The sequence below is a fragment of the Marmoricola sp. URHB0036 genome, from assembly GCF_000426045.1.
Lineage (GTDB): Bacteria > Actinomycetota > Actinomycetes > Propionibacteriales > Nocardioidaceae > Marmoricola.
On the sequence record NZ_KE384490.1, the window covers coordinates 274,841 to 293,011 of the forward strand.

The following is an 18,171-nucleotide window of genomic DNA, read 5'->3' on the forward strand; positions in this document are numbered from 1 at the left end:
CGAGCGTCAACCTCTCGGTGACGTTGCTCCTCCACGATTCAGGTAGCCCATCAGACCTGAAGGAGTGGACATGGACCCGATGACCGTTCTCATCGAGCAGGAGTACCCGCGCAGCGCGGCCCAGCGAGACCTCGCCAGTCGACACCTCCAGGGCGTCAGCTCGTTGTACGCCGTGCGCGCCGACCTGCGCGGTGTCTACGCGTTCGCCGACGTCGTCGAGGAAGCGGTGCGCTGGTCGGCCTGAGCCGGTCAGCCGAACCCTCCCGCGGGCACCCTGCTCGCGCCGGAACCGGGGCAGCGCGACAGAATGCTGCGGTGACCCTGCACACCACGACGTACGGCGAGAACGGGTCGCCGATCGTCTTCTGCCACGGGCTCTTCGGCCAGGGCCGCAACTGGACGGCGGTGGCCAAGGCGCTGGCCGACGACCATCGCACCGTGCTGGTGGACCTGCCGCACCACGGCCGGTCGCCCTGGTCCGAGAGCTTCGACTACGTCGAGGTGGCCGACCAGCTGGCGGCCCTCCTCGCGGACCTGTTCGGGGAGGACGACCCGGTCACGCTGGTCGGTCACTCGATGGGCGGCAAGGCGGCGATGGTGACCGCCCTGCGCTCACCGGAGCTGGTGGGCCGGCTGTGCGTGGTCGACATCGCGCCGGTCGACTACGGCGGCAGCGGCGAGTTCGCCGGCTACGTCGAGGCGATGGAGGCGCTCGACCTCGACGCGCTCCAGCGGCGGACGGACGCGGACGAGGCGCTCCGGGCGTCGGTGCCCAACCGGACCGTGCGCGAGTTCCTGCTCCAGAACCTGCGGCGCGAAGGCGACTCCTGGCGCTGGCAGGTCAACCTCGAGGTCCTCGGTCGTGACCTCGACGCGCTCAGTGGCTGGCCGGCCGACCGGCTCGACGGAGTGGCTCCGTTCGAGGGCCCGGTGCTCTGGCTGGCGGGCGGCGACTCCGACTACGTGCGGGGCGAGCAGGACGCCGAGATGCGGCGGCTCTTCCCCCGCGTGCGCAAGGTCGTGGTCAAGGGTGCCGGGCACTGGGTGCACGCGCAGCGACCCGAGGTGGTCGTCGAGGCGCTGCGCCAGCTGACGGCCTGAGCTGCGTCGCTACAACGCGTCCTGCCGACGGACGAACACCTCGCGGACGAGCAGCATGATGGCGGCGGCGGTCGGGATCGCGAGCAGGGCGCCGACGACGCCGAGCAGGGAGGCCCCGATCAGTGCCGCGATGACGGTCATGGCTCCGGAGATGTCGACCGACCGGGACATCACCCGCGGGTAGATCAGGTAGTTCTCGACCTGCTGGTAGACGATGTAGAAGATGATGCAGGCGATGCCGACCTTGAGGTCGGTGGCCAGTCCGATCGCGCTGACGATGACCGCACCGAGGGTCGCACCGATCATCGGGATGACGTCGAGGATCGACACCACGAGGGCCAGCGCCACGGCGTACTTGCCCAGGCCGACGATGAGCAGGAACACCAGCGTCGACAGGCCGGCGCACAGCGCGACGATGAACGCACCGGAGACGTAGCCGCCGATGCCGGCCAGGATGCGGTCACCGAGGTCGGCGACGGTCTCGCGCCGGCTGGCCGGGGCCAGCCGGTAGAGGTTGCCCTTGACCGTGTCGAGCGAGGACATGAAGTAGAGGGTCAGCACCAGCACGATGAAGGTGTTGGCGACGAAGCCGAGGATGGCCAGCCCGACCCCGAGCACGCCGCCGAAGACCTGCTGGGTGAGGTCACCGCTGGTGACGTACTTCTTGGCCTTGTCGATGATGTCGTACTTCGCGTCGAGCTTCTCGATCTGGTGGTTGTGCTGGAGCTGGTCGAAGTAGCCGGGGGCGTTCTTGGTCAGCGTCGAGAGCTGGTCGGCGACGACGGGCGCGATGGCGAGCACGAAGACGGCCAGCGCGGCGACGAAGGCGAGCGCGACCAGCAGCACCGCGATGGAGTGGCGTACGCCGTGCCGCATCAGCCACTGCACGACCGGGCTGAGCCCGAACGCGATGAACAGGGCCACCACGACCAGGATCAGCACCGAGCTGGCCTGGATGATCAGTCCGCCGAACCACCAGGCGAGCAGGCCGCCGGCCGCCAGCAGGAAACCGGTGACGAACGGGCCGCGGCTCCAGGTGCCGCGGGCCACGCGCCCGGTCACCGGCGGCGGAGGCTGCTCGGCCGTGGCCGTCGCCTTCGCCGCCGAGGTCCGTCGTACGACGGGACCACCCGGCTGGCCCCCCGATCCTGCCTCGGGAGCCGCCACGCGTCAGCTCTCGTCGTCGTTGCCGAACCCGGCCACCACGTCACGCAGTGCCGAGAGCTGGGCGGTGATCGAGTCGCGACGCCGGGTGAGGCGGGACACCTCGGCCTTGAGGGCCTCGAGCTCCCGCTCGGAGTCGGCGTGGCCGCTGTTGCGCAGCGCGTCGGCCTGCTTCTTGGCCGCGCTGACGATCTGCTCGGCCTCGCGGCGCGAACGGCTGATCAGCTGCTCGGCCTCGTGCGTGGAGGCCTCGCGGGCGGCGTTGGCCGCCTCGGTGGCCTCGCCGGCGCGCTGCTCGGCGGCGGTGGACCGCTCCTCGGCCTCGGCCACCAGCCGCTTGGTCTCGGCGACGGCCGCGTCGTGGTTCTCGGCCGCCTCGCGGGTCAGCCGCTCCTTCTCGACGGCCAGGGCCCGGCGGGCTTCCTGCACCTCGCGCTCGGCCTCGGCACGAGCGGCCTCGGACTCCCGCGCCGCGCTCGTGCGCAGGGCGTTGGTCTCCTGCTCGGCGGCGAGCCGCTGCTGCTCGGCCTCCCGCTTGGCGGCGGCGAGGTGGTCGTCGGCCTCGGCCATCGAGCGGACCCGGTGGGACTCGATGTCGGCCATGGTGCGGCTGCGGCTCTCCTCGAGCTCGCGCATCTGGACGACCCGCATGTCCTCGGCGTCGGCCTCGGCCTCGGCCTTGACCGCGGCGGCGTCGCGCTGGGCGTTGGCACGGATCTTGGCGGCGTGGGCGGTGGCCTCCTCGATCACCTCGGAGGCCTGCTCCTCGGCCAGGCGCAGCATCTCGCTGGCCTTCCCGCCGAGGCCGGCATAGGTGGGGTTCTGGTTCTCGTCGATCTCGGTGCGCAGTGCGTCGACCTCGGACTGGAGCGCCTTGAGGCGTGCCTGTGCCTCGGTGAGGCTGGCGGCGAGCCCGGCCTTCTCGGCGGTGACGGTGCGCAGGTGCTTGTCCACGGCCGCGGTGTCGTAGCCGCCGCGGCGCACGGTCGGCAGCGAGGGCGGCTGGGCGGCGGCCTGAGGAGTCGCCTGGGGAGTGGCCGGCGGGGTGGCGGCTGCGGCCGGGCGCGCGGGAGCAGGGGCCGGTGTGGCGGGCTGGCTGCGCTGCGCAGGTGCGGCCGGTGTCTGGGCCGCCGGCTTCTCGGCAGGCGTCTCGGCAGGCTTCTCGGCCACCTTCTGGGCGGTCTTCTGGGTGCCGGCGTCGACGCCGTCGCGGTTGATCACCTGCGTGGGCTCGTCGGCGGAGTTGTCGGGCTCGTGGTCAAAGATGGACAGGCCCTGGTCGCTCATGCTTCTCAATCCTCTATCCCGTGGTCGTGGGTCGGGTCGCTGGTCCGACGTACGACGCCAGTGTCACCCATGAACCGGGCGAAACCCACCGCGACCCCTGCGACGCGCCGCACCAAAATGGCTGGCGCCACGGGTCGGCCAGTCAGACGCCGCGGAAGGCGTTGATCTTGTCGAGGTGCTGCGCGCGGAGCTCCTCGTTGCGAACGCCGAGGCCCTCCTCGGGCGAGAGGCAGAGCACGCCGACCTTGCCCTGGTGGGCGTTCTGGTGGACGTCGAGCGCGGCCTGGCCGACGTCGTCGAGGGAGTAGGTCCGCGACAGCGTCGGGTGGATCATCCCCTTGGCGATGAGCCGGTTGGCCTCCCACGACTCGCGGTAGTTGGCGAAGTGGGAGCTGATGATGCGCTTGAGGTTCATCCACAGGTAGCGGTTGTCGTACTCGTGCATGTAGCCCGAGGTCGACGCGCACGTGGTGATCGTGCCTCCCTTGCGGGTGACGTAGACGCTCGCGCCGAAGGTCTCGCGCCCGGGGTGCTCGAAGACGATGTCGACGTCCTCGCCGCCGGTGAGCTCACGGATCTTGGCGCCGAAGCGCTTCCACTCCCGCGGGTCCTGGGTGCGCTCGTCCTTCCAGAACTGGTAGCCCTCCTCGGAGCGGTTGATGATCAGCTCGGCGCCCATGGAGCGGGCGATGGCGGCCTTCTCCTCGTTGGAGACCACGCAGATCGGGACCGCGCCGCCGTTGAGGGCGTACTGCGTCGCGAACCCGCCGAGTCCGCCCGACGCGCCCCAGATCAGCACGTTGTCGCCCTGCTTCATGCCGGCGCCGTTCTTGCTGACCAGCTGGCGGTAGGCGGTGCAGTTGACCAGCCCGGGAGAGGCGGCCTCCTCCCAGGTGAGGTGGTCCGGCTTGGGCATCAGCTGGTTGGACTTGACCAGCGCGACGTGCGCCAGGCCGCCGAAGTTGGTCTCGAAGCCCCAGATGCGCTGCTCGGGGTCGAGCATCGTGTCGTTGTGGCCGTCGGGGCTCTCCAGCTCCACCGAGAGGCAGTGGGCGACGACCTCGTCGCCGGGGTTCCAGGAGTGCACGCCGAGACCGGTCTTGAGCACGACGCCGGCGAGGTCGGAGCCGACGACGTGGTACGGCAGGTCATGGCGCTTGGCGAGCGGGGAGATCCGGCCGTAGCGCTCCAGGAAGCCGAAGGTGGAGACCGGCTCGAAGATCGAGGTCCACACGGTGTTGTAGTTGATGGCGCTGGCCATCACCGCCACCAGTGCCTCGCCGGGGCCGAGCTCGGGCAGGGCGACGTCGTCGATGTGCAAGGACTTGCGCGGGTCCTTGTCGCGGCTGTCCAGCCCCTCGAACATGTCGACCTCGTCCTTGTGGACGGTCGCGGCCCGGTAGGCCTCGGGGAGCTCGAGGTTGGCGAACTCCTCACCGGTGGTGTCGCCGGCGAGGATGGCATCGAGGATCTGCTGCACGGTTTGCTCCTTGTTCGGGGCCAGACCCGGGAGAGATTACCGGTCGGTAATGCCGCTGTCGTCGGGGTGTGGGGCGTCTCTCAGTGTGCGCCGTCCGCGGACGGTTGCACGAGCTCGACGAGCACCCCGCCGGCGTCCTTGGGGTGGATGAAGTTGATCCGGGAGCCGGCGGTGCCGCGCTTGGGGGCGTCGTAGAGCAGCCGGATGCCCCGCTCACGCAGGATGGCGGAGACCTGTTCGACGTCGGTGACTCGGTAGGCCAGCTGCTGGAGACCGGGGCCGGAGCGGTCGAGGAACTTCGCGATCGTGGACGTCTCGTCGATCGGGGCGAGCAGCTGGATGCATGATCCGGAACTGCCGACCGCCACCATCGCCTCGCGGACGCCCTGCTCCTCGTTGGTCTCCTGGTGCACGACCTCCATCCCGAAGGAGTCCCGGTAGAGCGCGATTGCCTCGTCGAGGTCGGGTACGGCGACGCCGACGTGGTCGATGCAGGTGAACAGATGGGCCGGGATGTCCAGGGGAGCGCTCATGGCTGCATCCTCGCCGAGCGGCGTACCGGCCTCAACGTGGTGTGACCCGTCCGACACGACCAGGAGTGCCCTGACGACCCTGTCCATGACACGGCGCCCAGACAGGATCCGGCCTGGGCCCGGTGATACGTTGACGACCGCCCAGAGCGCCGAGCCCAGGAGTGATTTCGTTGTCCGACCGACTGCTTGAGCTGTTCTCCACGGGACTCGGGATCCCGGCAGAAGACCTCAGCGACGAGACCAGTCCCAGCAACACCTCGGCGTGGGACTCACTGGCCGCCATGGAGATGGTCACGATCATCGAGGACGCGTTCGGCGTACGGCTCAAGACCGCCGAGATCATGAAGATGCGCTCGATCGGTCTGGCCCGCACGGTGCTGCGCTCCAAGGGCGTCGAAGACATCTAAGGACGAGATGACAGTCGAACGATTCCGGATCGGAGTCACGGCCAGCTTCACGCCCACCCCTCTCTACCGCTCCCTGCTGTCGACGTTCGTGTCGGGCGAGGAGGCCGAGGTCCTCGAGGCCGACTTCAACCTGGTCCACCAGACGCTGCTCGATCCCGAGGGAAGCCTCGGCTCGGCGCCGGACGCACTCCTCGTCCTCTGGCGCGTGGAGGACATCTTCACGCAGTCACTGGTGGACTGGGTGGTCGACGCGGCTGACCCCGTCGGGCTGATCGAGGACGTGCGCCAGCTCGGGGGGCTGATCAGGCAGGCGGCTGCGGGATCGAAGGCCCCGGTCGTGGTCACCACCCCGCCGGTGCCCGTCTTCGCGTGGCTGGACCCGCTCGACACTCGCACCAGCGTGCGGCTGAGCGTGCTGCACGGTCGCCTGGTCGAGGCCTTCCTCGACGGTCTCGACGACGCACCCGTCACGCTGGTGGACCTCGACGCGCTGGTCCGGTCGCACGGCGTGCAGCAGGCCTACGACACCCGCAACGACCTGATGTACCGCCAGCCGTTCTCGAGTGCGTTCACCAAGGCCTTCGGCCAGCTGCTCGGCGAGGCCCTGAACAGCCTCACCACCGCCGTGCCCAAGGTGCTCGCGGTCGACGCCGACAACACCCTGTGGGGCGGCATCGTGGGGGAGGACGGCGCCGAGGGGGTGATCGTCGGCGACAGCTTCCCGGGCAACGCCTTCCGTGCTCTCCAGAACGGCCTGGCCTACCAGGTGGCCAACGGCACCCTGCTGGTGATGGTCAGCAAGAACAACGACACCGACGTCGCCGAGCTGTTCGCCGTACGCCACGGCGACCTGGTCCTGACCGAGAAGCACTTCGCGACCAAACGGGTCGACTGGAACAGCAAGGCCGACAACCTGGTCGGCATCGCCGAGGAGCTCAACCTCGGCGCCGACAGCTTCATCTTCGTCGACGACAACGACGTCGAGCTCGAGGAGGTCCGGCAGCGACTGCCCGGGGTCCGTGTCATCAAGGTCACCGACGAGCCGGACGAGATCGCCGAGCTCACCTCGAAGCTGTCGGCCTTCCGGTTCGCCAAGGTCTCCAGCGAGGACCGCCAGCGCACCTCGATGATGCAGGTCGAGGTCGGGCGCAAGGCCGCGGCTGCCGAGGCGCAGTCGCACGAGGACTTCCTCGCCTCGCTGGGGCTGACCGTCCGCGTCTTCCGGCCCCAGTCCGCGCACGTCGGCCGGGTGACCCAGCTGGTCAACAAGACCAACCAGTTCAACCTGACCACCATCCGCAGGGACGAGGCCGAGGTCAGCGCGCTGATCGCCTCCGAGGACCACCGCGTGTACGCCGCCGAGGTCTCCGACCGCTTCGGTGGCTACGGGCTGGTCGCGGTCGCCATCGTCGCGGCCGGTGCTCAGACCTGGGAGGTCGACACCTTCCTGATGAGCTGCCGCGTGCTGCGCCGGGGTGTCGAGAACGCCGTCGTCCAGTGCATCGCCGATGACGCCGTCGAGGCCGGGGCGACCCAGCTCGCGGGTGACTACCGACCCACGGCCAAGAACTCCCAGGTCGCCACGTTCTACCCCGAGCTCGGCTTCACCGAGACCGGCGAGGGTCACTTCGAGGCGAAGCTCCCGCTCGACCTGGCGCCGGCGCACGTGACGATTGAGCGCGATGCTTGACGGCGATCCGTTCACCTACTTCTCTGACCTGCTCGTCCTGTTCGTCGTCGTACTCCCTCTCTACTTCCTGACGCCCTGGAGCTGGTTGCGCCAGCTGTTGCTCGGCCTCAGCGGCGCCTACCTCATCTTCCTGATCGCACCCCGTCTGCTGCTGTTCTACGTGCTGTTCTGGTTCCTGGTCTTCGTGCTGCAGTACGCCAGCGTGCTGTTCCGCGACAAACGGGCGAGCTGGGTCTGGACGACGCTGCTGATCGGGCTGGCGCTCGCGCCGATGGTGATCTGGAAGCTGTGGCCCGAGTGGTCGGTCACGCAGTTCAACCTGAAGATGAACACCGCGGTGTCCGACACCAACCAGTGGCTCGGCGCGATCGACCGCGTGCGCAACCTGATCCTGCCGATCGGGCTGAGCTTCGCCACCTTCCGGGCGGTCGACCAGATCATCAAGGTGCGCCTCGAGATCGTCCCGCCCCTCAACCCCCTCCGGCAGTTCGCGTTCGGGTTCTTCCCACCGGTGCAGGTGATCGGGCCGGTCATCGAGTACACCGAGATCGAGGACGGGCTCGGGCGCCGGGTGCGCTTCGACCCCAGCGACTTCCTCAGCGGCGTCATCTCCATCGCGATCGGTGCCGTCAAGGTGTTCCTGTTCGCCTACCTGCTGCGCAACAGCTCCGACGTGTTCCTGCTCGCCACCCGCGACGGCGCCGCGTGGCAGTACTGGCTCGAGCTCGCGCTGTACGCCGGCTACTTCTACTTCAACTTCTCCGGCTTCTCCGACATGGCGATCGGCTCGGCCCGGCTCCTCGGCTTCAAGCTGGCGCCGAACTTCAACAACCCCTACCTGAAGACCAACCCCCAGGACTTCTGGAACAGCTGGCACATGAGCCTGACGCGGTTCGCGCAGCGCAACGTGTTCGTGCCGATGGGCGGCATGCGCGCGCGGACGCAGTACGCCGCCATCGTGGCCACCATGATGGTGATCGCCCTCTGGCACGGGCTGAGCATCCCGCTCGTCATCTTCGGGCTCTACCACTCGGCCGGGCTGGTCATCCACCGCGTGTGGGTCTCACGACACCCCGTGCCGTCGCCTCGCCCGCTGCTGCGCCGGATCGGTGCGAACGTGGTGTTCCTGATCTACTTCCTGATCAGTCTTCCGCTGCTCGAGCTCCACCTCTCGCAGCTGGGCACGTTCTACGAAAGGCTGCTCCCGTGATCGCCGATCGGCTGTTGGCGCGACTGCGCGGCCTCGTCGGGTACGCCCCCAGTGCCTGGTCGCTGGTGCGCATCCTGTGCTTCACGCTGCTCGGGCTGCTGGTCATCTCGCTGGTCGTGCCCTACAAGCCCGGCGAGCTGATCAGCCCGTGGAACAGGGTCAGGGGCACCGACCACTCGCACGTCGTCAGCCTGCAGCTCGGGGACACCCGTGGCTACGCCCCGGCCGCACCGCCCGGCTCCTACCGCATCGCCTGGATCGGCGGTTCGGAGATCCTCGGCGTCCGGCCGCGGCACCAGTCGATCATCCCGGGGCGTGTCAACGACCGGATCCATGCGGTCGACGGCAAGCGCCCCGCCACCGACGTCTACTTCCAGAACGCGATGCGGCTCGCGGACGAGCTGTCCTCCCTGCACCGGGCGCTCGCCTCGAAGCCCGACCTCGTGGTGGTCAGCCTCAACCCGGTGTGGGTGCTCAACGACCTGGGCGTGCAGCAGTGGGGTTACATGGACGGCCTGCTCGCCCGGGGGAGTGTCTGGCCTCCCTCGGACTGGCCCGTCGCCGCCTCGCTGGTCAGCCCGGGCGACGTCGGCTGGAAGGGGTTGTCCTCCCTCTTCGGGTCGATCGACGACCGCCTCTACTGGGGCACCAAGCTGACCGAGAAGACCGCTGACCTGTCCTTCCTCGACAAGGTCGCCAAGGGCGTGGAGCCTGCGCCGACGGGTCTCGGCCTGCTCGGACTGCGGCGACCGGTCGACTTCTGGCAGGAGAAGTACGGCGGCGTGCCGGCCTCCGCCCCCGTGGACACCAAGCAGCTCTCGGTCCTCCAGCGCGGCGTCCGCTCGAAGTCGAGCATCAACGTGGAGGTCCTTCGGGCCATGTTCGCGGCGGTGCGTCGCGCCGGCGTGAAGGCCTACTTCTACGTGCCGCCGATCTCGCCGAAGTTCTATGCGCGGCCTGACGGGAAGAAGGCCATCGAGGAGCTGCGCTCGCAGCTCGTTGACGCCACGAAGGGCCAGACCACCAGCAAGGTCCTCTTCGACCCGCAGGGGCTGCAGGACCGGGTCCGGCCGACGATCTACAAGGACATCGTCCACAAGCTCAACCCCGACCCGGAGATCCGCGTGCTCACCGGCGACCTGTGCAAGCTGATCGCCATGGGTGGCCACACAACGAAATGCGAGAAGCCATGAGCGAGGCCACGGAACAAAGCGATTCGAAGCGAACCTTCAGCGGACTCCCCGCGAGGCTGGCGGTCGAGCTGGTCCTCGGGCTCGGGCTCGCGGCCATCATCATGCTCGTGGCGTGGACCTCGAGCAGCGCCATCCGCTTCGTCTACGGGGGCTACTGAGGTGACGGCCGAGCAGGAGGAGCGCACCGGGCCACGGCTGCACCACGTCGGCTACGTCGTCCCCAACATGGCGGGTGGCGTACGCCGGTTCGAGGATGCCGGAGCCGAGCTGGTGGTCGGTCCGACCGACGACCCGCTCCTGGGTGTCGCGTGCGCGCTGATGCGCCTCCCCGAAGGCGTCGACGTCGAGCTGGTGGCGCCGCTGGACGGGGTCGAGTCGCCGATCGCGGCCCGGCTCAAGCGCGGTGGGGGACTCGACCACCTGTGCTTCTGGGTCGAGGACCTCGACGCCTCGCTCGCCAAGGAGCTGGAGAACGACGCCATGCTGCTGGTGGAGCCGACCTACGCCGTCACCTTCGACTCGACGGTGGCCTTCGTGCAGCGGCGCGGTGGACTGGTCGTGGAGCTGATGGGCGAGAAGCGCTGACGCCTCGCTTGCTCAGGCCGGTCGGTCAGGCCTTGGCCAGGACGTAGGCGACGTTGATCGGCAGGTTGAGCTCGCGGGACTCCTCGAGGCTCTTGCCCTCATAGGGCAGCCGCAGCGGCTCGACGATCGTGAGTCCGTTGTCGGTGATCATCTGCTCGAGCTCGTCCGTCGTACGCCAGAGGAAGATGTGGTCGACGGCTGGCGCGTTGATGCAGGTGGTGACGAAGATGTAGGCGTCGTCCTTGGCCAGCTCGGCGATGCGGCGCAGGAACACGTCGGGCTTCTCGACGTGCTCGAGCACCTCGCCCATCACGATGGCGTCGAACGAGCCCGGCTCGAGGTCGGCGGCCTCCAGGAAGTCGCGCTGCTCGACGTGCGCAGGAGCGTCGGGATTGAAGTGGTCGATGATCGTCCGCGTCTGCTCGACGCTCGCGGCCGAGAGGTCCACGGCGAGCACCTCGTCGAAGCTGCCCACCTCGAGGGCCGAGAGGAGCAGGAAGCCGTGCCCGGGGCCGATCTCCAGGTAGCGGCCGGAGCGGTCGCGGGGCAGCGTCTCGCGCAGGAACCGGGCCATCGCGAGGTGGTTGGGCCACAAGAAGTTGGTGATGGCCAGGCCGTACATGTAGCGGTCCATGTAGTCGCGGTCGTGGTAGACCGACTCGGCCACCTCGTCGAAGGTGGAGTGGCGGTAGCTCCCGTTGTCGCGGAAGTACAGCTGCTCCTCGAGGGTGTCACCGAGGATGGTCAGGTAGCACTCGGCGAGGTACTCGAGCGTCAGGCCCTTGGCCAGGCAGAACTCGAGGTACTTGCTCAGCCGGGTGATCTCCTCGGGCGTACCGCCACTGATCGCCTGGTTCAGGAAGGCGCGGTGGACCGGGTACTGCTCGGTGATGTTCTCGACCAGGTCCGTGACCAGGGGTGCGGTGTCGTCCATGGCGCCCGAACATACCTGCGGCATCGGGTGTGACGCAGACCCCCCTCCTGCGACGCGCCGTTCGTGGGTAGTGTCGAGACGACCCAGATTTGCTGCTCAGGAGGCCCCACATGTCCGGTTCCGTCATCGTCGCAGGCGCGCGCACCCCCATCGGCCGCCTGCTCGGAGGCCTCAAGAGCCTCTCGGCAGCCGAGCTCGGCGGCGTCGCCATCAAGGGCGCGCTGGAGAAGGCCGGCGTCTCCGGCGACCAGGTCGACTACCTGATCATGGGCCAGGTCATCCAGGCCGGTGCCGGCCAGAACCCCGCGCGTACGGCGGGCGTGGCGGCCGGGCTGCCGATGTCGCTGCCCTCCATCACCATCAACAAGGTGTGCCTGTCCGGCATCAACGCCATCGCGATGGCCGACCAGCTGATCCGCGCCGGTGAGCACGAGATCGTCGTGGCCGGCGGCATGGAGTCGATGACCAACGCCCCGCACTTCCTGCCCAAGTCGCGCGAGGGCATCAAGTTCGGCGACGTCAAGCTGGTCGACTCGATGGCCTACGACGCCCTGTTCGACCAGACCACCCAGCAGGCCATGGGGCTGCTGACCGAGGAGTGCAACGCCGCCGGCGCCAACCTGACCCGCGAGGAGCAGGACGAGTTCGCCGCCCAGTCGCACCAGAAGGCCGCCCAGGCCTGGAAGAACGGGCTGTTCGACGACGAGGTAGTCCCGGTCGAGATCCCGCAGCGCAAGGGCGACCCGATCGTCGTGAACACCGACGAGGGCGTCCGTGGCGACACCTCGGCCGAGTCGCTGAGCAAGCTGCGCCCGGCGTTCAGCAAGGAGGGCACCGTCACGGCCGGCTCCTCCTCGCAGATCTCCGACGGCGCCTGCGCCGTGGTCGTGATGAGCAAGGCCAAGGCCGAGGAGCTCGGCCTGACCTGGCTGGCCGAGATCGGCGCGCACGGCCAGGTCGCCGGCCCCGACTCCACCCTGCAGCTGCAGCCGGCCAGCGCGACGGCCAAGGCCCTCGCCAAGGAGGGCCTCACCGCCGACGACGTCGACCTCGTGGAGTTCAACGAGGCGTTCGCCGCGGTCGGCATCGCCTCGGCCCGCGAGCTCGGCATCCCCGACGAGAAGGTCAACGTCAACGGCGGCGCGATCGCTCTCGGCCACCCGGTCGGCATGTCCGGCGCCCGCATCGTGCTCCACCTCGCCCTCGAGCTCCAGCGCCGCGGGGGCGGCACCGGCGTCGCCGCCCTCTGCGGTGGCGGCGGCCAGGGTGACGCCCTGGTCGTCAAGGTGCCGGCTTCCTGAGGGTGGCGAGCAGGCGGTCGACGGGTGACGTCCCCGAGCTGGTCGAGAAGGCCCGCTCTGGGGACGCGCGGTCGGTGGCGCGGCTGATCTCGCTGGTCGAGGACGCCTCACCGTTGCTGCGCGAGGTGATGGCCGGCCTGGCGCCGTACGCCGGTCACAGCCACATCATCGGCGTCACCGGATCACCCGGGGTCGGCAAGTCCACCTCCACCGCCGCCCTCGTCACCGCGCTCCGCAAGCAGGACAAGCGGGTCGGGGTGCTCGCGGTCGACCCGTCCTCGCCGTTCTCCGGTGGCGCGCTGCTCGGCGACCGGGTGCGGATGCAGGACCACGCGCTCGACAAGGAGGTCTACATCCGCTCGATGGCCTCCCGGGGTCACCTCGGCGGCCTGTCCTGGGCCACGCCGCAGGCGCTGCGCGTGCTCGAGGCGGCCGGCTGCGACGTGATCCTGATCGAGACCGTCGGGGTGGGCCAGAGCGAGGTCGAGATCGCCGCGATGGCCGACACCACGCTGGTGCTGATCGCGCCGGGGATGGGCGACGGCATCCAGGCCGCCAAGGCCGGCATCCTCGAGATCGGCGACGTCTACGTCATCAACAAGGCCGACCGCGACGGCGCCGACCAGGTACGCCGGGACCTGCGCTCGATGCTGGCGCTCGCGGAGCGGCCGGACGGTGCCTGGAAGCCGGAGATCGTCAAGACGGTCGCCAGCAAGGGCGAGGGCATCGACGACCTGGTGAGCGCGCTGGAGAAGCACTTCGAGCACCTCTCCTCGAGCGGCGAGCTGGACAAGCGACGGCTGCGCCGGGCCCGCGACGAGATCGAGGCGATCGCCGTGACCGCGCTGCGCGAGCAGTGGCGCGGCGTGCACGAGAACGCCGCGCTGGACGAGCTGGCCGCCGAGGTGGTCGCCGGGGACAGCGACCCCTACGCCGCCGCCGACCTGCTCCTGGAGAGCCTGGAGCGCGCCTGACGCCAATCAGGCCCGAAACTTGCTACAAAGGTGGGGGTGTGCGTGAGCTCGGCGCACACCATCCTTCCCCCGACTCAAGGAGCACCCGATGACAGGCGCCCTGAAGAAGACGGTCGTCCTCCTCGTGATCCTGTTCCTCGGCTTCTGGCTGGTGCAGGATCCCAACGGCTTCGCCGCGAGCGCCAAGCAGACCGGCACCGCCATCTGGGACCTGCTGATCCAGCTCTTCGAGGGCATCATCAGCTTCTTCAAGTCGATCAGCTCCTAGCCTCCGGTCATGGGCTCGGTCTGGCGGTGGCTCACCGACCCGCACATCGGTGACCGGCTCCTGCGCGAGGAGGACGAGGACATCGTCGACGTGGTGCACAAGCACTGGGTGGTGTACGTCGTCCCGGGACTTTTCGCGGCGGCCGGACTGATCTGCTGGATGCTGGTGCCGTTCTCGTCGGTGCAGCTCGGCTGGGCGCCGATCCTGATCGGCCTGGCGCTCCTGCTCTGGGGCGGGTTCCGTGCCCTGCAGCGCAACATCGACCGCTTCGTGGTCACCAACCAGCGGGTGTTCCGCGTGCACGGCCTGTTCAACCGCAAGGAAGCCACCATGCCGTTGAGCCGGATCCTCGACATCACCGTGGACAAGCCGATCCAGGGCCGGATGCTGAACTACGGCCACTTCACCTTCGAGTCCGCGGCCCAGGCCCAAGGGCTGCGGGTGATCCGCTTCGTCGGCCACCCTGACGCTCGCAACCTGACCATCCAGCGGGTCGTCACCCGGGCCGGCCTGCGCGGTCGCAGCCCCAACGTCCAGCGCGTCGACTAGAGCCCGGCCGCTGCCTGCAGGTCGCCGCGGATCGCGTCGAGGCGACCGACGGCGTTGATCCGGGCGGCGTCGACGCCGTCCTCCTCGTCCTCCACGGGTACGACGACCTCGAGGTAGCACTTGATCTTGGGCTCCGTCCCCGAGGGGCGTACGACGACCCGGGCGTCGTCGGCGAGGCGGAAGCGCAACCCGACCGTCGGCGGCACGTGCTCCGACCCGAGCGAGAGGTCGTCGACCTGCTCGACCGCGAGCCCTCCGAGCGACGTCGGTGGCTGGTCGCGCAGCCGCTCGACCACCGCCGGGATCGCGGCCACGTCATCCATCCGCACCGAGAGCTGGTCGGTGGCGTGCAGGCCGTAGGCCCGGGCGAGGTCGTCGAGCAGGTCACGCAGCGTGCGACCGGTCGCCTTGGCCCGGGCGGCGATGTCGCAGACCATCATCAGCGCCGACACGCCGTCCTTGTCCTTCACGTGCGCGGGGTCCACGCAGTAGCCGAGCGCCTCCTCGTAGCCGAACGCGAGGTGCTCGACCCGGCCGATCCACTTGAAGCCGGTGAGCGTCTCGGCGTACAGCTGCTTCTCGGCGACCGCCATCTTGCCCAGCAACGACGAGGAGACGATCGAGGTGGCGTAGACGCCTTCGCGACGCAACGAGAGCAGGTGCTGGGCCAGCAGGACGCCGACCTCGTCGCCGCGCAGCATCTGCCAGCCGTGCGGCCCGGGCACCGCGACGGCGCAGCGGTCGGCGTCGGGGTCGTTGGCCACCACGATGTCGGCGTCGACCTCCTCGGCCAGCGCCATCGCGAGGTCCATCGCACCGGGTTCCTCGGGGTTGGGGAAGGACACCGTCGGGAAGTCGGGGTCGGGCTCGGCCTGGGCCGCCGCGACGTGGATGTCGGGGAAGCCCGCCTGCCGGAGGGCGGTGACCACGGTGCTGCCGCCGACACCGTGCAGCGGCGTGTAGACGATGTCGAGGTCGCGCGGTCCACCGCCGGCCAGGGCGACCACCGTCTCGAGGTAGTGGTCGAGGACCTGGTCGCCGAGCACCTCGCCGCCGTCGCCACGAGGGATGTCGGCGACGGCGCCGACGGCCGCGATCTGTGCGGCGATCTGCTCGTCGGCAGGCGGCACGATCTGGCTGCCGTCGCCGAGGTAGACCTTGTAGCCGTTGTCCTGCGGCGGGTTGTGGCTGGCCGTCACCATCACTCCGGCCACGCACCCGAGGTGCCGGATCGCGAACGCCAGCAGGGGAGTGGGCAGCGGCCGCGGCAGCACGAACGCCCGCAGACCGGCTCCGGTCATCACCTCGGCGGTGTCGCGGGCGAAGACGTCGGAGTTGTGGCGGGCGTCGTAGCCGATCACGACGGAGTCCTCGGCCGTGGCGCCCTTCTCCAGGAGGTACGCAGCCAGCCCGGCCGCTGCGCGGAGCACGACCAGGCGGTTCATCCGGTTGGGACCGGCACCCAGAGCGCCCCGCAGCCCGGCCGTGCCGAACTCCAGGGTGCCGTCGAACCGGTCGGCCAGCTCGGGCGTCACGCCTTGCTCGATCAGCGCCTCGAGCTCGGCCCTGGTCACCGGGTCGGGGTCCTGTGCCGCCCACTCGCGGGCGCGGTCGAGGAGATCGGCGTCGCTCATGGTCCGAACCTATCGGCGGATCAGCCCAGCTCGCGCAGGCGGGGGAGCACCTCGTCGCACAGCCGGCTGACGTAGCCGACCGGGTCCTCGGCCGGTGGCATCAGCCAGACCTGGTCGATCCCGAGGGTTGCGTACGCCTCCATCCGGCCGTAGAAGGCGTCGACGTCCTCGAACGGATCGCCGCCGGCGAGCGCCGTACGACGCACCTCGGCCGGGTCGCGACCCACGTCGGCACAGTGGCGGTCGAGCACCTCGATCTTGCGCTTCATCTCCCCGGGCTCGAAGCCGAACAGGTTGCAGGCGTCGGCGTACTGAGCGACCAGGCGCAGCGTCTTGCGCTCTCCGCTGCCGCCGATGAGGATCGGTGGGCCGGGCTGCTGGATCGGCTTCGGGACGCAGACGGTCTCGGCCAGGCGGTAGTGCGTGCCCTCGAAGGCGCCGTCGTCGTCGCTCCACATCTGCTTGACGATGCGGAGCGCCTCCTCGAGCCGCTGGAAGCGCTCGCTGGTGGCGGGGAAGGGCACGCCGAGGCCGTCGTGCTCGCGCTCGTACCACGCCGCGCCGATGCCGAGGAAGGCCCGACCGCCACTGAGCACGTCGAGGGTGGTGACGATCTTGGCCAGCAGCCCCGGGTGCCGGTAGGTGACGCCGGTGACGAGCAGCCCGAGGTCGAGGTCGCTGGTCTGCCCGGCCAGGAAGCCGAGGGAGGTGTAGCCCTCGAGCATCGGTTCGGGTGGGCCGCCGAGGGTCTCCATCTGGAACCAGTGGTCCATCATCGTCAAAGTGCTCACGCCGCCCTGGTCGGCGGTGCGGGCCACGTCGGCGAGGGTGGAGCCGAGCTTCTCGGGACCACCGGGCCAGCTGAGGTTCGCGCAGTGGACGGCCAGCTTCATGGGTTCTCCTCCGAGGTCGCGATACTGGTGACGTGGATCTACTGACCTACCGGTTCTCCAGCACTTTCACCCTAGAGGCGCCTCGAAATCGGGTGCACGACGTGCTGATCGACCTCGAGTTCTATGCCGACTGGTGGCCCCAGGTCCGCGCCGTCGCCAAGATCGACGACGACCACGCGCTGGTGGTGTGCCGGTCGACGCTTCCCTACGACCTCGAGCTGGAGCTGAGCGCCGTACGCCGAGACGCGGACCTGCTCGAGGTGGGCATCGACGGGCCCATTCGTGGCTGGGCGAGGTACCACCTCGACGAACAGGGCCCCGGCTCGACCTCGCTGCGTTTCGAGCAGGAGGTGCGTGCCGAGGCCCCGATGTTCGTGGTGGCGTCGTACGTCGCGCGGCCGCTGCTCGTCTGGAATCACCACCGGATGATGGTGGGCTCGGAGCAGGGCCTGCGGGCCAGGCTTCAGCCCAGCGCGGAGGTCAGTGCGTCGTAGTCCGGCTCCTGGCCGATCTGCGGCACGAGCTCGGTGTAGCTGACGGTGCCGTCCTCGTCGACGACCACGATCGCGCGCGCGAGCAGGCCCTCGAACTTGCTGTCGGTCAGGCGGACGCCGTAGTCCTCGCCGAAGCTGGACCGGAACGCCGAGCCGACCGTGACGTTCTCGAGGCCCTCGGCGGCGCAGAAGTCCTTGACCGCGAAGGGGAGGTCGACCGAGACGTTCACGACGGTGGTGCCGGCGAGGTCGTTGGCCAGCTCGTTGAACTTGCGCACGGACGCCTGGCAGACACCGGTGCCGATGCTCGGGAAGATGCTGAGCACCTTGCGCCCCGGGATGTCGGCGAGGCTGAACTCCTCGAGGTCGGTGTCGACCAGGGTGAAGTCCGGCGCCTTGTCGCCGACGGCGGGCAGGTCTCCAACGGTGTGGGCGGGGTCTTCCCCGAGTGCAGTAGTAGCCATGCCTCCCAAC

21 protein-coding genes are annotated in these 18,171 nt (G+C 69.4%); 13 read left to right on the forward strand and 8 right to left on the reverse strand.

What is annotated here, in order from left to right; translation table 11 throughout:
• The first annotated feature begins 70 nt into the window (after positions 1 to 70).
• Both H976_RS30210 and H976_RS0121605 read left to right on the forward strand, forming a co-directional pair.
• Positions 71 to 244: a hypothetical protein gene (locus tag H976_RS30210; RefSeq protein WP_155918631.1), complete on the forward strand. Its 174-nt coding sequence runs from the start codon at positions 71 to 73 to the stop codon at positions 242 to 244.
• A 71-nt stretch (positions 245 to 315) separates the two neighbouring features.
• On the forward strand, positions 316 to 1,101 hold the full coding sequence (locus H976_RS0121605; RefSeq protein ID WP_027863222.1) for an alpha/beta fold hydrolase: 786 nt from the start codon (positions 316 to 318) through the stop codon (positions 1,099 to 1,101).
• Between the two features lie 9 nt (positions 1,102 to 1,110).
• Here the strand turns inward: H976_RS0121605 and H976_RS27895 are convergent, their stop codons facing one another.
• The 4 genes from H976_RS27895 to mce all read right to left on the reverse strand — a co-directional run bounded on the left by H976_RS27895 (position 1,111) and on the right by mce (position 5,565).
• Entirely contained in the window at positions 1,111 to 2,268 is a 1,158-nt protein-coding gene (locus tag H976_RS27895) for an AI-2E family transporter (RefSeq protein ID WP_051277288.1), read from the reverse strand.
• Positions 2,269 to 2,271: 3 nt separating this feature from the next.
• On the reverse strand, positions 2,272 to 3,552 hold the full coding sequence (locus tag H976_RS27900; RefSeq protein ID WP_155918633.1) for a hypothetical protein: 1,281 nt from the start codon (positions 3,550 to 3,552) through the stop codon (positions 2,272 to 2,274).
• Positions 3,553 to 3,694: 142 nt separating this feature from the next.
• The gene (gene ccrA, locus H976_RS0121620; protein ID WP_027863223.1) at positions 3,695 to 5,032 is read right to left on the reverse strand and encodes a crotonyl-CoA carboxylase/reductase; all 1,338 of its coding nucleotides are present in this window, start codon (positions 5,030 to 5,032) and stop codon (positions 3,695 to 3,697) included.
• An 80-nt stretch (positions 5,033 to 5,112) separates the two neighbouring features.
• On the reverse strand, positions 5,113 to 5,565 hold the full coding sequence (mce, locus tag H976_RS0121625; RefSeq protein WP_027863224.1) for a methylmalonyl-CoA epimerase: 453 nt from the start codon (positions 5,563 to 5,565) through the stop codon (positions 5,113 to 5,115).
• 170 nt (positions 5,566 to 5,735) lie between these two features.
• Here mce and H976_RS27905 point away from each other — a divergent pair, with 170 nt between their 5' ends.
• From H976_RS27905 to H976_RS27920, 6 genes are read left to right on the forward strand one after another with little or no spacing between them, the layout of a single operon-like run.
• Positions 5,736 to 5,972: an acyl carrier protein gene (locus tag H976_RS27905; RefSeq protein WP_036227644.1), complete on the forward strand. Its 237-nt coding sequence runs from the start codon at positions 5,736 to 5,738 to the stop codon at positions 5,970 to 5,972.
• Positions 5,973 to 5,979: 7 nt separating this feature from the next.
• The gene (locus H976_RS27910) at positions 5,980 to 7,662 is read left to right on the forward strand and encodes an HAD family hydrolase (RefSeq protein WP_051277290.1); all 1,683 of its coding nucleotides are present in this window, start codon (positions 5,980 to 5,982) and stop codon (positions 7,660 to 7,662) included.
• Complete coding sequence (locus H976_RS29265) at positions 7,655 to 8,872, forward strand: MBOAT family O-acyltransferase (RefSeq protein ID WP_027863225.1); 1,218 nt, start codon at positions 7,655 to 7,657, stop codon at positions 8,870 to 8,872. The genes H976_RS27910 and H976_RS29265 overlap by 8 nt, the downstream gene beginning before the upstream one ends.
• Complete coding sequence (locus tag H976_RS0121645; protein WP_027863226.1) at positions 8,869 to 10,065, forward strand: hypothetical protein; 1,197 nt, start codon at positions 8,869 to 8,871, stop codon at positions 10,063 to 10,065. Before H976_RS29265 ends, H976_RS0121645 begins: the two co-directional genes overlap by 4 nt.
• Positions 10,062 to 10,223 (forward strand): hypothetical protein, encoded by a 162-nt coding sequence (locus H976_RS30215; RefSeq protein ID WP_155918635.1) that lies wholly within the window; start codon positions 10,062 to 10,064, stop codon positions 10,221 to 10,223. Before H976_RS0121645 ends, H976_RS30215 begins: the two co-directional genes overlap by 4 nt.
• Position 10,224: 1 nt before the next feature.
• Entirely contained in the window at positions 10,225 to 10,650 is a 426-nt protein-coding gene (locus tag H976_RS27920; protein WP_051277292.1) for a VOC family protein, read from the forward strand.
• A 25-nt stretch (positions 10,651 to 10,675) separates the two neighbouring features.
• Here H976_RS27920 and H976_RS27925 read toward each other — a convergent pair whose 3' ends face one another.
• A complete protein-coding gene (locus H976_RS27925) occupies positions 10,676 to 11,584 on the reverse strand; it encodes a bifunctional 2-polyprenyl-6-hydroxyphenol methylase/3-demethylubiquinol 3-O-methyltransferase UbiG (RefSeq protein ID WP_051277294.1) in 909 nt (302 codons plus the stop codon).
• A 110-nt stretch (positions 11,585 to 11,694) separates the two neighbouring features.
• On the opposite strand from H976_RS27925, the gene H976_RS0121665 reads away from it, so the two are divergent.
• From H976_RS0121665 to H976_RS0121680, 4 genes are all read left to right on the forward strand, one after another.
• Positions 11,695 to 12,885 (forward strand): acetyl-CoA C-acetyltransferase, encoded by a 1,191-nt coding sequence (locus tag H976_RS0121665; protein WP_027863227.1) that lies wholly within the window; start codon positions 11,695 to 11,697, stop codon positions 12,883 to 12,885.
• A 2-nt stretch (positions 12,886 to 12,887) separates the two neighbouring features.
• Complete coding sequence (gene meaB / locus H976_RS0121670; protein WP_036227645.1) at positions 12,888 to 13,859, forward strand: methylmalonyl Co-A mutase-associated GTPase MeaB; 972 nt, start codon at positions 12,888 to 12,890, stop codon at positions 13,857 to 13,859.
• Between the two features lie 88 nt (positions 13,860 to 13,947).
• On the forward strand, positions 13,948 to 14,127 hold the full coding sequence (locus H976_RS0121675) for a hypothetical protein (RefSeq protein ID WP_027863229.1): 180 nt from the start codon (positions 13,948 to 13,950) through the stop codon (positions 14,125 to 14,127).
• 9 nt (positions 14,128 to 14,136) lie between these two features.
• The gene (locus tag H976_RS0121680; protein WP_027863230.1) at positions 14,137 to 14,676 is read left to right on the forward strand and encodes a PH domain-containing protein; all 540 of its coding nucleotides are present in this window, start codon (positions 14,137 to 14,139) and stop codon (positions 14,674 to 14,676) included.
• On the opposite strand, the gene H976_RS0121685 is transcribed toward H976_RS0121680, so the two are convergent.
• Together H976_RS0121685 and H976_RS0121690 are read right to left on the reverse strand one after the other, a co-directional pair.
• Positions 14,673 to 16,310 carry a phospho-sugar mutase gene (locus tag H976_RS0121685; protein ID WP_027863231.1) on the reverse strand — a complete coding sequence of 546 codons (1,638 nt, stop codon included), beginning with the start codon at positions 16,308 to 16,310 and terminating at the stop codon, positions 14,673 to 14,675. The genes H976_RS0121680 and H976_RS0121685 overlap by 4 nt on opposite strands.
• A gap of 20 nt (positions 16,311 to 16,330) precedes the next feature.
• Positions 16,331 to 17,203, reverse strand: a complete 873-nt coding sequence (locus tag H976_RS0121690) for an LLM class F420-dependent oxidoreductase (RefSeq protein WP_027863232.1) — start codon at positions 17,201 to 17,203, stop codon at positions 16,331 to 16,333.
• Between the two features lie 92 nt (positions 17,204 to 17,295).
• Here H976_RS0121690 and H976_RS0121695 point away from each other — a divergent pair, with 92 nt between their 5' ends.
• Positions 17,296 to 17,697: a hypothetical protein gene (locus H976_RS0121695; protein WP_051277297.1), complete on the forward strand. Its 402-nt coding sequence runs from the start codon at positions 17,296 to 17,298 to the stop codon at positions 17,695 to 17,697.
• Here the strand turns inward: H976_RS0121695 and tpx are convergent.
• Entirely contained in the window at positions 17,667 to 18,161 is a 495-nt protein-coding gene (gene tpx, locus H976_RS0121700) for a thiol peroxidase (protein WP_027863234.1), read from the reverse strand. The two genes, H976_RS0121695 and tpx, sit on opposite strands and share 31 nt — an antisense overlap.
• Positions 18,162 to 18,171: the final 10 nt, after the last annotated feature.

Bases quoted from the DNA above. Each gene is read 5' to 3' on its own strand.
- H976_RS30210 (WP_155918631.1), top strand. From the start codon at position 71: ATGGACCCGATGACCGTTCTCATCGAGCAGGAGTACCCGCGCAGCGCG.
- H976_RS27900 (WP_155918633.1), bottom strand. From the start codon at position 3,552: ATGAGCGACCAGGGCCTGTCCATCTTTGACCACGAGCCCGACAACTCC.
- mce (WP_027863224.1), bottom strand. From the start codon at position 5,565: ATGAGCGCTCCCCTGGACATCCCGGCCCATCTGTTCACCTGCATCGAC.
- H976_RS27910 (WP_051277290.1), top strand. From the start codon at position 5,980: ATGACAGTCGAACGATTCCGGATCGGAGTCACGGCCAGCTTCACGCCC.
- H976_RS29265 (WP_027863225.1), top strand. From the start codon at position 7,655: ATGCTTGACGGCGATCCGTTCACCTACTTCTCTGACCTGCTCGTCCTG.
- H976_RS30215 (WP_155918635.1), top strand. From the start codon at position 10,062: ATGAGCGAGGCCACGGAACAAAGCGATTCGAAGCGAACCTTCAGCGGA.
- H976_RS27925 (WP_051277294.1), bottom strand. From the start codon at position 11,584: ATGGACGACACCGCACCCCTGGTCACGGACCTGGTCGAGAACATCACC.
- H976_RS0121665 (WP_027863227.1), top strand. From the start codon at position 11,695: ATGTCCGGTTCCGTCATCGTCGCAGGCGCGCGCACCCCCATCGGCCGC.
- H976_RS0121675 (WP_027863229.1), top strand. From the start codon at position 13,948: ATGACAGGCGCCCTGAAGAAGACGGTCGTCCTCCTCGTGATCCTGTTC.
- H976_RS0121680 (WP_027863230.1), top strand. From the start codon at position 14,137: ATGGGCTCGGTCTGGCGGTGGCTCACCGACCCGCACATCGGTGACCGG.
- H976_RS0121685 (WP_027863231.1), bottom strand. From the start codon at position 16,310: ATGAGCGACGCCGATCTCCTCGACCGCGCCCGCGAGTGGGCGGCACAG.
- H976_RS0121690 (WP_027863232.1), bottom strand. From the start codon at position 17,203: ATGAAGCTGGCCGTCCACTGCGCGAACCTCAGCTGGCCCGGTGGTCCC.
- tpx (WP_027863234.1), bottom strand. From the start codon at position 18,161: ATGGCTACTACTGCACTCGGGGAAGACCCCGCCCACACCGTTGGAGAC.